At 27.1% G+C, this 15703-nt stretch carries 16 protein-coding genes; 14 read left to right on the forward strand and 2 right to left on the reverse strand.

Annotated elements, in window-relative coordinates; translation table 11 throughout:
• The 9 genes from FAY47_RS20655 to FAY47_RS15035 form a co-directional block, all read left to right on the forward strand.
• A partial coding sequence (locus FAY47_RS20655) for a hypothetical protein (protein WP_207706250.1) occupies nt 1–913 on the forward strand: 913 nt, incomplete at its 5' end.
• Between the two features lie 8 nt (nt 914–921).
• Nucleotides 922–1269: a hypothetical protein gene (locus FAY47_RS15000; protein WP_143317715.1), complete on the forward strand. Its 348-nt coding sequence runs from the start codon at nt 922–924 to the stop codon at nt 1267–1269.
• 105 nt (nt 1270–1374) lie between these two features.
• Nucleotides 1375–1491, forward strand: coding sequence for a deaminase domain-containing protein (locus tag FAY47_RS21205; RefSeq protein WP_143317778.1), 117 nt, complete (start codon nt 1375–1377; stop codon nt 1489–1491).
• Nucleotides 1492–1503: 12 nt separating this feature from the next.
• Nucleotides 1504–1839 (forward strand): hypothetical protein, encoded by a 336-nt coding sequence (locus tag FAY47_RS15010; protein ID WP_143317716.1) that lies wholly within the window; start codon nt 1504–1506, stop codon nt 1837–1839.
• Between the two features lie 581 nt (nt 1840–2420).
• On the forward strand, nt 2421–3440 hold the full coding sequence (locus tag FAY47_RS15015) for a Wadjet anti-phage system protein JetD domain-containing protein (RefSeq protein ID WP_143317717.1): 1020 nt from the start codon (nt 2421–2423) through the stop codon (nt 3438–3440).
• Entirely contained in the window at nt 3437–5059 is a 1623-nt protein-coding gene (locus FAY47_RS15020; RefSeq protein WP_143317718.1) for a hypothetical protein, read from the forward strand. The genes FAY47_RS15015 and FAY47_RS15020 overlap by 4 nt, the downstream gene beginning before the upstream one ends.
• A gap of 2 nt (nt 5060–5061) precedes the next feature.
• Entirely contained in the window at nt 5062–5778 is a 717-nt protein-coding gene (locus tag FAY47_RS15025) for a DUF6063 family protein (protein ID WP_143317719.1), read from the forward strand.
• A complete protein-coding gene (locus tag FAY47_RS15030; RefSeq protein WP_143317720.1) occupies nt 5771–10156 on the forward strand; it encodes a hypothetical protein in 4386 nt (1461 codons plus the stop codon). The genes FAY47_RS15025 and FAY47_RS15030 overlap by 8 nt, the downstream gene beginning before the upstream one ends.
• Before the next feature lie 105 nt (nt 10157–10261).
• On the forward strand, nt 10262–10456 hold the full coding sequence (locus FAY47_RS15035; RefSeq protein ID WP_143317721.1) for a helix-turn-helix domain-containing protein: 195 nt from the start codon (nt 10262–10264) through the stop codon (nt 10454–10456).
• Nucleotides 10457–10663: 207 nt separating this feature from the next.
• Here the strand turns inward: FAY47_RS15035 and FAY47_RS15040 are convergent, their stop codons facing one another.
• Together FAY47_RS15040 and FAY47_RS15045 are read right to left on the reverse strand one after the other, a co-directional pair.
• Nucleotides 10664–10840, reverse strand: coding sequence for a 4Fe-4S binding protein (locus tag FAY47_RS15040; RefSeq protein ID WP_143317722.1), 177 nt, complete (start codon nt 10838–10840; stop codon nt 10664–10666).
• A gap of 24 nt (nt 10841–10864) precedes the next feature.
• The gene (locus FAY47_RS15045; protein WP_143317723.1) at nt 10865–11236 is read right to left on the reverse strand and encodes a pyridoxamine 5'-phosphate oxidase family protein; all 372 of its coding nucleotides are present in this window, start codon (nt 11234–11236) and stop codon (nt 10865–10867) included.
• 219 nt (nt 11237–11455) lie between these two features.
• On the opposite strand from FAY47_RS15045, the gene FAY47_RS15050 reads away from it, so the two are divergent.
• The 5 genes from FAY47_RS15050 to FAY47_RS15070 all read left to right on the forward strand — a co-directional run bounded on the left by FAY47_RS15050 (nt 11456) and on the right by FAY47_RS15070 (nt 15569).
• Complete coding sequence (locus FAY47_RS15050; RefSeq protein WP_143317724.1) at nt 11456–11959, forward strand: Rrf2 family transcriptional regulator; 504 nt, start codon at nt 11456–11458, stop codon at nt 11957–11959.
• 82 nt (nt 11960–12041) lie between these two features.
• Nucleotides 12042–12944: an EamA family transporter RarD gene (rarD, locus tag FAY47_RS15055; RefSeq protein WP_143317725.1), complete on the forward strand. Its 903-nt coding sequence runs from the start codon at nt 12042–12044 to the stop codon at nt 12942–12944.
• A 318-nt stretch (nt 12945–13262) separates the two neighbouring features.
• Complete coding sequence (locus tag FAY47_RS15060) at nt 13263–13844, forward strand: RNA polymerase sigma factor (protein WP_143317726.1); 582 nt, start codon at nt 13263–13265, stop codon at nt 13842–13844.
• Entirely contained in the window at nt 13837–14649 is an 813-nt protein-coding gene (locus FAY47_RS15065; protein ID WP_143317727.1) for a hypothetical protein, read from the forward strand. Before FAY47_RS15060 ends, FAY47_RS15065 begins: the two co-directional genes overlap by 8 nt.
• A gap of 212 nt (nt 14650–14861) precedes the next feature.
• A complete protein-coding gene (locus tag FAY47_RS15070; RefSeq protein ID WP_143317728.1) occupies nt 14862–15569 on the forward strand; it encodes a MurR/RpiR family transcriptional regulator in 708 nt (235 codons plus the stop codon).
• The last annotated feature ends 134 nt before the right edge of the window (nt 15570–15703 follow it).

Genomic DNA, 15703 nt, shown 5'->3' on the forward strand with positions numbered 1-15703 from the left:
TAAGGTAGTCCCTTATGAAGAGATGGACAATAATTATGCCAGCAGAGCTCATGAAACATATACGAGATATGTAACTACATGGGAAAGAATAGTGGATGGAATTATAGATTTTTCTCAAATGGTAGGAAACTTCGTAGACGGAGTGATAAAATCAGTAGAAGATTTAATTAAAGGGTTAGTTGGATTAGTTATAGGTGTTTCAGTATATGCCGTAGGTGCAGTAGCTGTTGCAATCACTAAGGTAACTGGGGACACTCCAGACTGGCTTAAGGGAGCGGAAGAAGACTTTTATAAGGATAATGAAATGATAAAGGCTGTCCTTGATGATCCTTCTATCATAGTCGAAGGGATAGCACAACAAGTATCTGATGCAAAGGATGAAAAGGGATTAGTTTATTGTACTGGGTATACAGCTGGACTTATAGCGCAGATGGTACTTCTTAAGAAGGTTAAGGGTGGTAGTGGTGCTGAGGAAGTTAAAGATTTTTATAGAAAAAATCCAGCAGATCCAATAAGAGATGTCTTAGGTTCAGGGCTTAAATCTAATCCTGCAGAGTGGAATAAATTAATAAATGCTATGAAGGATAATGGGGTAGAAATAGTATATAGAGATGGTACAATGGCGTATTCACCAGGGCTGGTTCCAGGTGCACCAGGACAGTTGATAATAGATAAAAACGCATCAATGAGTGCCTTGATACATGAATATCAACATTATTTAGATGATTTAGCTAGTGGATTACCAGGAATGAGGCAGTTATATGAACAAAATCCTAGAGTGATAAAGGAATTACGTGCATATATGAAAGAAATTAAAATTGCGGATGAACTAGGTTTGAAAGATGTATCTTCGCAATTATGGGAAAACTATAGACAAGAACGAGAAAGTATACTTAATTTATTCAAGGAGTGATAAATAGAATGGGTAATAGTAAAATAATAAAAAAGATTCAAGAAGGAGAATATGTTAATGAACAACTTCAAGAATTTTTAGAAATAAATAATGTTTTTGTGTTAAGTAATACAATGAAAGAAATTGTTAAACTTCAATATAAAACAGATAGTATAATAAAAAGGTTAATAGAGATAAGTGATTATAGGGAAAGTTCACATGTTTTGATTGGAGTTTATACAATCGGACATTTAGCTATTGCGACATTATTAAAACTAGGTTTTAATGAAGAAGATTTAGATTGCTATAATAGCCTTGATGAGTATGAAAAAAATATTGTTTTAAAATTGGTCGAAGGATATGAATATGTAATATAAAGGTCACATCAATATATTATAAAAGATTAGCTAAATACAATCCATTATTGCAATAATATAGTGAAAAGATGAAATGAATCAGTCGGAATTTAAGTAGGCTGGTTCATTGTTTTTAAGCGATTAGATGATTTATATCCTTGTCCTAGTTGCAAATATGTTATAGAACAATTTATGAAAAAATATCCTAATATTCAAGTTGAGATTATATATAAATTAAATTAAGAGGTGTAAAAAATGATTAACTATTATAAATTAAAATACTTAATTACAGAAACATTTTATGAAAATATTTTAGAAGAAAAATATACAATTGGGCAATCTGCAGGAAGATGTTTTGTTGAGTTTTATAATGAATTAAATTTAAATAATATTGAATCTCTAATAGTATATAGTACAGTACTTGCAAGAGTAGCAAGACATGAAAAAAGTGTACTTAATTCATTGGGTAAAGAGTTAGAAGAAATGAATAAATTACTTGTTCAAAATGATATTTTTAACAATATAAGTGATGATGAAGTTGAAGCTTTAAAGGAAGACATAGATTATGTGAATTCTAAAGTTAATAAATAGATAGGGTTAAAATACGGTATTTTATATCTAGAAAAATAATATTAAATAATTTATTGAAGATCCATTAAAGTTAATGTTGAAGAATAGTGCATAATTGCAATGATATAGTAAGGGATGAATCAGCTTAAATTTAAGTAGGCTGATTCATTATTTTTCTATCATAAGAAAGAATTATTTATTGGAGATAAAAAGAGAGCTTGTTTAATGATATTCTCAAGAATATGCTGATAAAATGGGGACTTATACGGATTTCATTAAAAAGCTAGGATAGCATCACATGACGACATAGTAAAAGCAGAAATAATATTAAAAGATTAACGCTGATAAAAAGCTGTTAGTCTTTTTTTATTGCCGTAATATTAAAACACCTAAGGAACAATTATTATTACGACTTTAAAGTTTTCATCCATGTTACGAAAATCCAATATAAAAGTTAAAGTTGGAGCAAATTATAAAGTTATTGGAATCTTTAACTATTTATAATAAAAATCTGATGGTATAATTTAAGTAAATATTGGATTAATAACATATATGTGTAATATTTGTATAGATGTAGCTTGTAATTAAAAGAAGGTGAATGTATGAAGTTAACTGATAAATTCAAAAAGAAGAAAATAACTTTAGATGAAATAAAAGATACCTATAACATAAAGGAATATTTGGAGTTGTATAAATTAATTAATAGATTGATAGAAGAAAATGAAATAGAACCTATTGAAGCTAGTGGTGGAAACGGTAAAAAGCCTGCTTTATATTCTAGATATAAATTAATTGAGAAAGAAAAAGATAATTCCGAGTTTATAGATGAGCTAAATTTTAAAATATACAGCAAATTGGATATTTCATATTATAAAAGCAACCTTGATAAATATAAAGAGAATAGAAAATACATATTACAATTAAGTGATTTTCTTAAGAATAAGGTACAATTATTAAATACAGCAGTATCAATGAATGAAAGATCTTTTCAGATATGGGGTAGGGAGAAGTTTATCCAGAAGGAAAAAGGGAAAACTATATTAAAAAATTTGAAGGTGGATTTAAAGCTTCTAAATTACTACGACACTTCAGAACCTTTGGCATATTATTCGAAGTCTAAGAAACAACCTCAAAACATATTAATCTTGGAAAACAAAGATACTTTTTATACTATGAGGAAATACTTAATAAATACAAAGAATAGTATTTTTGATATTGACATAAGTACAGTTATTTATGGTGGTGGCAAAAATATTCGAAAGACTTTTAAAGATTATAAAATCTCTGTAGAGAATTATCTTTCTAATAGAGATAATGTTCTTTATTATTTTGGTGATTTAGATTATGAAGGAATATTAATATATGAAGGATTACTTTTTTGCTATAAAGATAAATACGATATTCGGCTTTTTAATGTAGGATATGAAAAAATGATAAATAAGGCAATAGATGAAAAATACGATTTACCTAAAACTAAGGAAGGGCAAAACAGAAATCTAAAAGGAGAATTTATCAAAGAATTTAGTGAAAAGTACAAGGTCAAAATAGAAGAAATATTAAAGAATAATTTGTATATTCCACAGGAAATTTTAAATATATGTGATTTGATGGAGGAAGAATGAAGTTAGATTTTTTAAATCAGCAATATGAACGTATGAAAAAAATAGGTGCTTATTCTTTATTATTTAGAAATAGTATTTCTAAAAGAACTTTGGATAAGTATGGTTTTACAGAGGGATATGAACAAGATAATTTAATAATTTCAGTTTTGGTATTTATAATGGAGCAATCATTAAAAGAAGAGCCATGCACAATTGATGATATAGCTGTTTTTATAGATGAAGTGAATAACGTATATTACAAAAAACAAATTACCTTTGAAGATAGTAAAGAAATCGCAGAATTTATTGTTAATACAGTATTGTGTAACGAAGGAAAAGCTATGTATTTTAAAGCCATGAATTTTAAAAAGGGTGATTATGAAGATATAAATATTAGCTTTTTGAAGAATAAAATTGATTATATAGAAGATGTAAGACGTGTAGTTTATAGAATCAGTGAGGATGGATATGAGCTTATTTTATCAACTTTAGAAGTAGAAGAAAGTTTAAAGATAACTATAAAAGAAATAATTTTCAAGTTACATTTACAAAAAGCTTCATATGAAAAAGCAGTTGATGATATAAAAGATATCTTTAGAAATATGAAAAGCAGAATTGAAAATATGGATGAGGATATTAGAAGAATAAAAGAACTTCCATTAAGTTACTCTGTTGATGAATACAAGAAAATTACTGAAGGAAATTTAGAAATATTAAGAGACAGCAATAAAAAGTTTCAGTTGCATAGAGAATCAATTGAAGATAACATTAAAGAATTTGAAAATAAGGAAATTAATATCAGAGACTTAACTGAAGAAGAAGAAGAAAATCTAAAAAATTTAAGAGTTATAAATGAGTATTTAGGCAGAACAATAGATGAAGAACAAAAAATTTTATTAAAGCATTATGATTTGAAAGAAATATACAGACAAGAACTTGAAAACATATCTAAGATGTCTCTTATTGAAAGATTTGATTTAAAAAAAGAACTATACAATAAGATATTGGAAAATCCTAAACTTATAGGGAGCATTGATAGATTTTTAGCTCCTCTTTTCTTAAAGGAGCCTATAAAGAGTTACAATATAAATAAAGCATTTACATATCAAACACTTATAAAAGAAATCCCAAAAGAAAATGATGAAACATTACTAAATTTTGCAGAAGATGAAAGTGAAGATTGGATTAATAAGAAAAAGAAGGAAAGGATAGAAAAATGCAATGTAGTTATAAGTACTATATTAGAGTTAGCATTAGATAATGGGAAAATAACATTAAAAAATCTAGCTGAGCTTACGCGAATAAGTGAAATCACAAAAACTAACCTTTTACCTACAGTAGAGATTTTTAGAGAAGTAATGGTAGAAATGATAAAGTCAAGAGAGATAAATATTAAGGAACTCAAAGAAGAGAGAAAAAGTTTTATCGATAATGGAGAAATAGAATTTCAGCTTAATAAATCAATTTTAGAGATAATGGATTTAAATCCTAGGTTTCAAGCTATACAAGATATAAAAATAAATAAGCTAGAGAAAAATGAAAACATAAGAATAGAAAATATAATTGATGAAAATGGAAACTATAAAAATTTTATATGTTCAGATTTAAGTTTTGAAGTAATAACAAAGGAGGGGAGATAAGTTTGAATTATTCATTAGAAGAAATAAGGATTAGTAATAGGATAATATATTATTTAATGAAGAAAAGGGAATTAAAGGAAGATGAGATTGCACTTTATAAATATTATTCAGAGAATGAGAATGTTCAAGAATTAGTTAAAATATCAGCTGATGAATTAAACTGTGAAGTAAAAAAGTTTGGAACAGTAGTATATTTTATTCCTAAGGAGGATAATGATTTTTTAGGATATTCTAAAGGTGAGCTTAAGTCAGTATTATGTAAATCAGGAGCTAATGAAAAAGATTACTATTTATCTCAATTTGTTATTATGACTTTAATAGTTTCTTTTTATGGAGCAACTGGTTTAAGTAGTAAGTGTAGAGAATTTCTAAAGGTTGGAGAATTCTTAAATATTATAGCTGAAAAGCTTAAAGAAGGAGTAGAAAGAAGTGCTATTAATAAAGATATAGAAGAGGGAGGGATAGCTTTTAGCAATATTTTAGAAAAATTTGAGTCCTTAAAAGGTTCTGAAAAGCAAAATAGATCAAAAACTACTAAAGAAGGTTTTGTAAATACAATACTTTCATTTTTAGATAATCAAGGATTGATAGATTATATTCAAAGTGATGATATGATAAAAACTACTAAAAAGCTTGATTATTTTATGGATTGGCATTTATTAAATAGAAAAAATTATAATAGAGTAGTTGAAGCATTAGGGGAGGAAGTACATGAGTAATTTTAATTATCTTAGGTTAGTAAATTTAAATTATAATAACAATAATTCAAAAATAGATGATCAATTATTTTATTTAAATGGTGAAAATACAATGCTCAATTTGAAAAATGGTGGAGGAAAATCCGTTATTGTTCAAATGATGATTGCTCCTTTTGTAAGAAATAGATATAGAGATTTAAATTATAGAACTTTTGATAGCTATTTTACAGGAAAAATGCCTACATACATTATGATGGAATGGAATTTAGATGATAATGCAGGATATCTTTTAACTGGAATGATGGTAAAGAAAAAAGAAGTTGTATCAGATGAAAACTCTAAAGAAACATTAGACATTATCAATTTTATATATGAATATAAATCGAGAAATAAATATGATATAAAAAGCATTCCCATTATTGAGAAGGACGGGGAAGGACGTAAGATAAAGAGTTTTGCCAATAGTAAAAAGCTATTTGATGAAATAAAAAAAGATCCAGAATTTGATTTTAATTATTATGATATGAATAATTCAGTTACTTCTAGAGCATATTTTAACAAGCTAAGAGAGTATGGGATAGATCATAAGGAATGGGAAAATATTATTAAAAGAGTTAATTTAACTGAGTCTGGTTTGTCTCAGCTTTTTAAGGAAGCTAAAAATACTGAAGGCTTAATTAAGAAATGGTTTTTACCTAATATAGAAGAAAAGTTAAGTAAAGATGAAGATAGAATAAAGAATTATAGAGATATTCTAGAAAAATATATATGCCAATATAAAAGTAATAAAAGTGATATAGATAGAAAGAGTAAAATTGAGATATTTACTGAAAGGTCAGTAGCAGTAAAAGCTGCAGCAGTAGAATTTAAAGAAAATGAAACTAAATTAAAGATGCATGAAAATAAAATAGCTAATTACATAAAGGCCTTTAGTGACTATATAGAAGAAAAAGAAAATAACTTAAGTAGACTTGATGAAGAATTACTAAAAAACAAACAAGAATTAAAGGAAATAAAATATGAAGAGCTATCTATGAACATATATTTAGTAATTGATGAAATAGATAAGCTTGAAAAAGAGATAGATAATAAAATTAAGGAAATTGAAGAAGCTAGGGAAAGCTTAAATAAATTAAAAAAAGAACATAATATTTTAAATTGTGCTAATGTTTATGAGCGATATAAGGAGTATTCCAAGGAGCTTCAAAAGATAGAAACGAAGCTGAAAGCTATACGAGATAAGCAAAAAGATAATGCACCTAGAATTAATGATCTTGGGTATACTATTAAAAAATATTTAAAGGATGAATATAATGCTTTAAATATAGAAATGGGTGAAAACAAAGATAGCCTGAATTTATCTAGTTCACAAAAAGCTGATTTACAAAAAAATATTGAAGAATTCCAAAAAATATTAAATAAAATTTCAAATGAAGAAGGTAAATTAAGTACAAAAATAAAGGCTTTTGATGAAGTGGAAGATAAATTTAACAGAACTTATAATGAGAATTTGTTAAGAAATATTGAGGGATATTATCGTGAAGAAGATCTAATAGTTCTTGGTAGAGATATATCTTTAGATATAGAAAAATTTCAAAAAGAAAAGAGAAAAATTGAAGAGGATACTATAGAAAAAGATAAATTACTAAATGCTAAAAAATCAGAAAATGATAAAAGCGGAAGGGAAGAAAGTAGATTAAAAGTAGAATTTGATAATGTGTTAAAAGATATTAAGAATTATGAAGAAGATATTATAAAGAGGAAGGATATAGTAAAGTATATAAATTTAGATGAAAATAAAATATTTGATAGGGAAGAGATTGTAAATGGTTTTAATAAAAAGATAGAGATGCAAAATATAGATTTGCAAGAGCTTTACAAAGATAAACATAATATTGAAGGAGAGATCTATAGATTAAATACAGGAAAAATAGATAATCTTCCAAAGGATTTTATAGATGAATTGAAAAATAGAGAAATTAATATTATTTATGGTATGGAATATCTTAAAAAGAATGAATTGTCTGAAGAAGATAATATAGAATTGGTTAAGAAAAACCCATTTATACCATATTCCTTAATCATGAACAGTAGAGAAATTAATATACTAGAAAAAGATAAAATAGAGGTTTTTACATCAGTACCTATTCCAATAATATCAAGAGAGAATATAGATTGTCTTATAGAAAACAGAAGTGGAAATATAATTGAATTTGATGATATACGATTTTATACTGCATTTAACAATAAATTATTAAATAAGGAGGAATTAAAAAGGCTATTAGAACTAAAAGAAAAGGAAATTTTTAAAATTAATAATTATATATTTGAAAAGAAAAAGTCAATAGATTTTTATAACGATAAAAAGGGCTTTATTAATAATTCAAAATTGACTAAGGAATTGTACGAAAAAACAAATAGAGATTTAAAAGAAAAAGAAGAGGCAATAAAAATAAATAAAGAAGGATTAATTTCACTTAATAATATTATAGGTGAATTGACAGATGCTATTAATGAAAATGATGATAAAAGTGACGAGTTAAAGGAGAATATTAAAGAGAGTAATAGAAAGTTAACTGAATATAATTATTTAGTTTCAAAATATGAACAGTATCAAGGGGATAAAGAGCAGTTTGATATGCAATTAGAAAAGAAAAGATTATATTTAAGTAAAATAGATGAAAGTAGGAAAGAATTTAAAGAAACTGAGAGGAAAATTGAAAATCTTAAAGAGCTAATGCGAAATTTGGAAGATAAAATAGATGAATGTAGTACAAAGCTAGAAAAATTTAAAGGTTATAATAATGGTAATATTATAAACAGTGATTTAGAAGATTTATATTCCGAATATGAGGTTATTACAAAAGAGATTTCTGAAAGTATGCCTGAGTTAGAAGAAGAATTTGAAAAAGAAAATGAAAAATTTAGAAAAGTAGAAAAAGAATTAAGTGATAAAATCTCATTGTATAATATTGAAGAAAATGATTTTAAGGATGTCATTTATGATAGTAACAAGGAAAGTAAGTTGATAAATGATATTGAAAAAATAGAGGAAAAAATTGATGGGATGAAGGATAATATTTCAGAATATGGTAATAGAAAAGCAAAGGAAGAAGCAAATAAATCAAATTTATATGATCAAATTAAAGAACTTATAAATAGAGATAAACCAAAAGACAGAAGCGAAATATTTAATAAGAATTTCAAAGAAGAGCTTGCTAATTTAAATATAAAAGAACAGGAATTGAACAGCAAAAAAGTTGCTATTAGTGAAGAACTTAACCTATTAAAGATAAACAAAAATGGATTAAATGAATATGACTTTGAAATAGAGACTTCAATAGAAGTTGAATTTAATATCAGTAAATTGGATAGTATTACTGGAAAGCTTAAAAGAGACTATAGACTTATTAATAAAAGCATAGGAGAAAATGAGAAAAAGCTTGTAGAAATAGTTGATACTATAGCTAATGACGAAATGTTTAATAATGATTTATTATTTATTGATGCAATAGATAGTCTTAAAAAAGTTTGTAATAATCCCAATAGTTTATTAAAACAACTTGAAATAATTTTAGATTCATATGAGAGATTAGTAGAAAAACTTATGCACGATATTGAAATAATCAATAAAGAAGAAAAAAATATTTTAACTAATCTTTACGAGTATATTTCTTTAGTTAATAAAAATGTTGATGAAATCGATGAGAATTCTTCAATAAATATTAATGGAAAATCAATAAAAATGCTTAAAATTTCAGTAGTTAATATGGAAGAAAACAAAGAATTACATATGATGAAACTTAAAGAATATATTCAAAATATAAGAGATTATTGTGTAGGTCTTCTAGAAAAAAATGAAAGTATAAGTGAATATATTCAAAATAGCATCACTATAGTAAAACTTTATGATGAGATAATTTCAATAGGAAATATTAATATTAAGCTTTATAAAATAGAAGAAAATAGACAAAAACAAATTACTTGGGATGAGGTCTCTAAGAATTCAGGGGGTGAGGGGTTCTTATCTGCTTTTGTAATATTATCTAGTCTTCTATCCTATATGAGAAGAGAAGATAGAGATATATTTTCCAGAAAAGAATCATCAAAGGTCCTTATTATGGATAATCCCTTTGCACAGACAAATGCAGAACATTTATTAAAGCCTTTAATGGATATTTCAAAGAAAAGTAAAACTCAACTTATATGTTTAACAGGATTAGGTGGCGATTCTATAATTAATAGGTTTGATAATATTTATGTAATGAATTTAGTTACTTCAAAATTAAAAAATGGATTAAGAGTTATGTTGTCAGATCATATAGTAGGAGAAGAAGAAAGCGAAGTAATGGTGTCATCAAGAGTGAAAGTTGAAGATGTACAGTTGAAACTTTTTTAATATTATAAGTGAATTGTAAAAGTAGTCTTAGGCGTTTGTATAGCTTGTCTTGGTATGCACCCTTAAAGTTAGGCCAAAAATCTAACTTTGGGGGTGTATTTTATTATGGTAAAATATGACGATGAATTAAAGTTAAAAGTAATTAATGCTTATTTAAGAGGTGAAGGAGGTTATATTACTTTAGCAAAACAATTTAATATAGGTCATCGATCTACTGTTCAACGTTGGGTACGAACTTATAAAAAAATAGGTATCGATAGTATATGTAGAAAGAAAAAAGGACTTGCTGCGTTCTCTTAGAACTTCAAAATGTAGTATAAAATGAATCGGCTAAAAATTAAGTAGGCTGATTCATTATTTTTCTATCATAAGAAAGAATTATTTATTCAAAATAGAAAGAGCGCTTGTTTAATTTAAAATGATTCAAAGTAAGCCGTTCCACCTCTTTGTGGTACGGCTTTATAATTACTATTTAAAAAAATTCCATGTTTAAATTCATCATTTCAGTTATTTTTGAGAAATACATTTCTTAGGACAAGCTAATTGACAAGCTCCACAGTCAACACAAGCAGATTCGTTGATTATTCTTTTTCTATCTCTTTCTTCTGCGATGCATCCAACAATACATACTCTCTGGCAAGTTCCACAACCTACACAATCTGATTTATTTATTCTTCTAGGCATATTTCTCTCCTTAGATCTAGAAAATTATAATGTTTGTTTGCAAGAGGTAACTGTAACTTCTAATGTTCTTGTAAGGAATGGACACTTTTCTTTCATCATTTTAAAGTTATCCCCATCTTTTAAAAATTTAGCAGTTCCTTCAAGCAGAAACCCAGTTCCCATAAATTGATAGCCCATTACTTCCTTACTACCAAGAGTCAATTTAACTTTAGGGTTAGCATTAATATTTTCTTCCGTTTTAATCATAGCAGCTGCAGGAATTAGGATTTTATTTTCTTCTACAATAATTAAATAACTATTCCATGTATTAACGACATGAGCTTCATTATTTGCACAAGTTACAATAGAAACTACTCCTTCATGATTTAGTACCTCAAAAAACTTTTCTGTAAACATTTTATATTCCTTCTTTCTTTTAAAAAATATATAGCTATCATTACAGACAATTAATATCGTGGATAACTATTGTCTATGATTATAATATGATTATTTATTTCTTTTGTCAATAGACATTTTTTGCCAAAGATATATATTTAATGATGTATGATTATCTTGAATGAGAATAAATAATAGGATATTATTAAGAGAAGATTATATATCAAAGGAGTATGAAAAATGAAATTCTCAGTAGGAGTAGAATATGCAATACATTGTTTATTATATATGGTAAACTCAGAAGAAGGTAAATCTGTGGGAATAAGGGATTTAGCAACATTTCAAGGTATCTCTGAAACTTATTTATCAAAAGTATATGCAAAATTAAGTAAGTCAGGAATTATAAAATCTATACCAGGTGTAAAAGGTGGTTATGTGCTAGCTCGTAGTGCTGAAGAGATAACTTTTTGGGATGTTGTCGAAGCAGTAGAAGGAAGTGAACCATTTTTTCAATGTGCAGAGATTAGACAAAATAATATATTATTAGATAAAGATAATTTACCAGATACGCATACAAAATGTCCTTGTTTAATAAAAGTTGTAATGTTAGAAGCAGAAGATGAAATGAGAAAATATTTAAGTAATAAGACATTGGCATGGCTATATGATGAGGTATATAATAAAATACTTCCGAAGGAAATGAAAGATGCAACAATTGAATGGTTCAATAATAGCAAAAAGTAATTAAATATATATAAAACATAGGATGTCATATCTTAAATATGAGAAAATATGAAAAGTAGTTATTTAAGAAGGGGGAAGGTAAATGCGTAATGAAAAGAATATTGGTGTAATATATGCAGCTGCTGCATATACATTATGGGGTGTTTTGCCCGTATACTGGAAACTTATAGATAGTGTGTTTTCAATGGAGATTTTATCTAACAGAATAGTTTGGGCCTTTGTTTTTACAATTATAATTATTGCAGTGACCAAACAATGGGGAGAGCTTAGACGTATAGCGAAGGATAAGAAACAAATGCTTTATATATTTATTGCATCAATTTTGATTGCCTTTAACTGGGGGCTCTATATTTGGGCTGTTAACTCAGATAAGATTGTAGACGCAAGTCTAGGGTATTATATAAATCCATTATTTGCAGTGGCACTTGGGGTTGTAATTTTTAAGGAAAAGCTAAGCTTTTTGCAAGGAGGGGCACTTTTTGTTGCATTTATTGGCGTAATAATCAAAACTTTGCAGTATGGTAAAATCCCTTGGATTTCATTAGGTTTAGCTATTTCTTTTGCATTATACGGTGCAATAAAGAAATCAATTAAGGCTAATTCTATAGTAGGTTTAACCCTGGAAACAACTATGCTAACTCCAGCTGCGTTAGCGTATATAGCAGCAAGGCAATTTAGTGGAGTGAGTGCATTTCAGAAGGAAGGTGTAGTTGTAATTATTTTGCTTATAGGTGCTGGTGTAGTTACAGCGATTCCATTATTGCTTTTTGCAAGTGGAGCAAGAAGACTTCCTATGTCAGTGCTTGGCTTCACTCAATATATTTCGCCAACTATAAGTCTACTTATTGGAATTTTTGTGTATCATGAAAGCTTCACAGCTTTGGATATGATAGGATTTTGCTTTATATGGGTTGCACTAGCTATATACTCCATTTCACAAATGAGAATGGTTAGAAGCAAACACTACATAAAACAGGTTAGCTAGGGTTTAGCAGTTTATTTTAAAAGAGTTGTATTAAGAATGTTAAGAAGCACTGAGTCTTATTCCATTAGGACCTTTTTAAGGAGGAATAAGATTCAGTGCCTTATAGGTGAACCATATTATAAGTGAATTGTAAAAGTAGTCTTAGGCATTTGTATAGTTTGCCTAAGGCTACTTTCATTTTAAATACCCTATTATAAGGAATATAATTAATTCTATAGATTAAAGATATAAAAAAATTTTTTCTAAAAATGAACCGATTAAGTATTTAATGCCTCTAATATATAGATGCATCAATAAGAATCGAAGGGAGACAGTAAATTGTGTGAAGAAGAGCTCGTCATAAAAATCCAGGCTGGTGATATGAACGCATTAGGTGAATTGTTTGAAATATATAAAAACGAATCATTTAAATATGCATATCTTATTACAGGTAGTAAGCATACAAGTGAAGATGTTGTACAAGAAGCATTTATAAGTTGTTATAACAATGTAAAAAGTCTTAAAAATCCTCAGGTTTTTAAATCATGGTTTTTTAAAATGCTTACGCGAATTGCATGGAGATATGCAAAAAAAGATAAGAAATCGCTGCCAGTTGACAATATATTTGAAAAAGCTGATGAAGAAAGTATTGATGCTTCTATAGAGCAATATTTAAGAAAAGAAGAAAAAAATAATCTTTATGCAGAAATTGAAAAGCTTGATTTAAAACAAAAAACAGTAATTGTTCTATATTATTTTAATGGTCTTACAGTTAAGGAAATTGCAAAAATAATGGACTGCTTTGAAGGGACAGTAAAGTCAAGGCTTCATAGTGCAAGGAAAAAATTAAAAAGAAGTTTAATTAAGTGTGACGATGAATATAATCATAGAAATTTAAAGAGGGTGAGACTTAATGAATAAAAGATTTAATGAAAATATAGATAAAAAAATTAAAGAATGTTTAATTAGTAAATCAGATAATGCTTCAGTACCTGAAAATATGTTTTTTAAAATTAGAAATGAAATATTAAAAGAAAAAGAAGATAAAGGAGTTTTTGTTATGAAACATAGATTATTAAAACCAAAGACAGTTATAATTGCTGGAATGCTTATTGTTGCAACAACAGTAACATGTGTTGCAGCAACTAATCACTTTGCAATGTTTAGTTCATCATCTCGTCAAACTGAAGTTAAAAATTTTCCAAGTAAAGATAAAGTAAAAGAGAGTGCTGGCTTTATACCTAAATATGTTGAAGCCTTTAATAATGGGTTTAAATTTAATACATTTAACTATTCAAACAATGAAATCCGTGATGATAAAGGAGCTGCTGTTGAGAAATACAAGGGTGCAGATTTTGATTACACAAAAGAAGGTTCTAAAAAGAATCAGAGTTTGACTGTGTATGCTAAAAAAATAGATCAGAAATATTTGGATGAAGACACATTAAAAAATACTGTAACAGTAGAATATAAAGGAATAAATATTGAATATACTAGCAATCAATACAAGGCAGTTCCAGAAGGATATAAGCCAACAGATGAAGAAAAAGAATTGCAAAATAAAGGACTTCTTCAAATCGGATATGGAAGCGACGAAATAGAAGTTAATCAAAATCAAACAGTTACGTGGTATGAAGATGGAATATCATATTGTATCTTGAATGTGGATTATACTGAATTAAGTCAAGATGATATGATTAATATGGCAAAAGAAGTTATAGGCTAAAAAAATTATCCCTAAGGAATTAGAACATTTATTCCTTGGGGATAATTTATTTTTATTTAGTTTATACAAAATTTTTTATAGAGCATATAAATTACAAAACTATGTAATTGAAGTGGAAAGATGTATAAAAAGTATGGTAATATAATAGATTAAATGTTAATGAAATGATATACTAATAGAAAATACATTTTATGAGCAGAAGGTGTTTATAAATGGGGAATGATGTAACATTAACGGAACTTGAAAAAGTAATCTTAAATAAAGTACAAAATTATATTAATAAAAATGAAAAAGTTGGTATAGATATAATTGCAAAGGAATGCTTTGTTTCAAAGGCAACAATTGTAAAACTATCAAAAAAGCTTGGGTATAGTGGATATAGCGAAATGTATTATACTATTCTCGCTGCTAATAATAACTCCTCAAAATTAGATTTTTTTAATAATAGTAGCGACATGTGTATGAATGAGCACTTAAAGGGTGATATTAATATACTTGTAGAGGCATTAAGAGAATTTAAAGATAAAAAGATATATTTAGATTCACTAGGAGTTTGTGATAGTGCTAGGGAATATTATTTACAAAAGCTATTGATATTTGGATTTGATGCAGCTAGTAGTTATCACTATGAGGCCTTTAAAAATAATAAATCTGGTTTATACTTGTTTTTTTCTTATTCAGGATACAGAGCTGAGATTATTGAAAAGGTCAACGAAGCTATTAGAAATAATTTTAAAGTAATAGCTTTTACTGCCAGTAAAGATTCACCTTTGGCAAAAATATCTCATGTGACACTGGAGATAGCTGGTATAAAATCAGATAGGGAGCATTACTTACCAAATTTATTTACTGCTAACCTCATAATTTTGTTAGAATTAGCACTAAGTGAATACTCTAAAAGATATTTATCTGAAAAATAATATTAAGAGCCTATATGGATAAAAGTAACTGATAAAATGGATTATTGCGGAAGAAAGTTTGTGATAAGCCATGTTATCAGTTTTTTTTTATACCATTTTTTTAGTGAACTTTTTCACTTTCAGTAAACATTTTC

This window comes from Clostridium sp. HBUAS56017, assembly GCF_007115085.1.
Taxonomy (GTDB): domain Bacteria; phylum Bacillota; class Clostridia; order Clostridiales; family Clostridiaceae; genus Clostridium; species Clostridium cibarium.

Bases quoted from the DNA above. Each gene is read 5' to 3' on its own strand.
- FAY47_RS15000 (WP_143317715.1), top strand. From the start codon at position 922: ATGGGTAATAGTAAAATAATAAAAAAGATTCAAGAAGGAGAATATGTT.
- FAY47_RS15010 (WP_143317716.1), top strand. From the start codon at position 1,504: ATGATTAACTATTATAAATTAAAATACTTAATTACAGAAACATTTTAT.
- FAY47_RS15015 (WP_143317717.1), top strand. From the start codon at position 2,421: ATGAAGTTAACTGATAAATTCAAAAAGAAGAAAATAACTTTAGATGAA.
- FAY47_RS15020 (WP_143317718.1), top strand. From the start codon at position 3,437: ATGAAGTTAGATTTTTTAAATCAGCAATATGAACGTATGAAAAAAATA.
- FAY47_RS15030 (WP_143317720.1), top strand. From the start codon at position 5,771: ATGAGTAATTTTAATTATCTTAGGTTAGTAAATTTAAATTATAATAAC.
- FAY47_RS15035 (WP_143317721.1), top strand. From the start codon at position 10,262: ATGGTAAAATATGACGATGAATTAAAGTTAAAAGTAATTAATGCTTAT.
- FAY47_RS15040 (WP_143317722.1), bottom strand. From the start codon at position 10,840: ATGCCTAGAAGAATAAATAAATCAGATTGTGTAGGTTGTGGAACTTGC.
- FAY47_RS15045 (WP_143317723.1), bottom strand. From the start codon at position 11,236: ATGTTTACAGAAAAGTTTTTTGAGGTACTAAATCATGAAGGAGTAGTT.
- FAY47_RS15050 (WP_143317724.1), top strand. From the start codon at position 11,456: ATGAAATTCTCAGTAGGAGTAGAATATGCAATACATTGTTTATTATAT.
- rarD (WP_143317725.1), top strand. From the start codon at position 12,042: ATGCGTAATGAAAAGAATATTGGTGTAATATATGCAGCTGCTGCATAT.
- FAY47_RS15065 (WP_143317727.1), top strand. From the start codon at position 13,837: ATGAATAAAAGATTTAATGAAAATATAGATAAAAAAATTAAAGAATGT.
- FAY47_RS15070 (WP_143317728.1), top strand. From the start codon at position 14,862: ATGGGGAATGATGTAACATTAACGGAACTTGAAAAAGTAATCTTAAAT.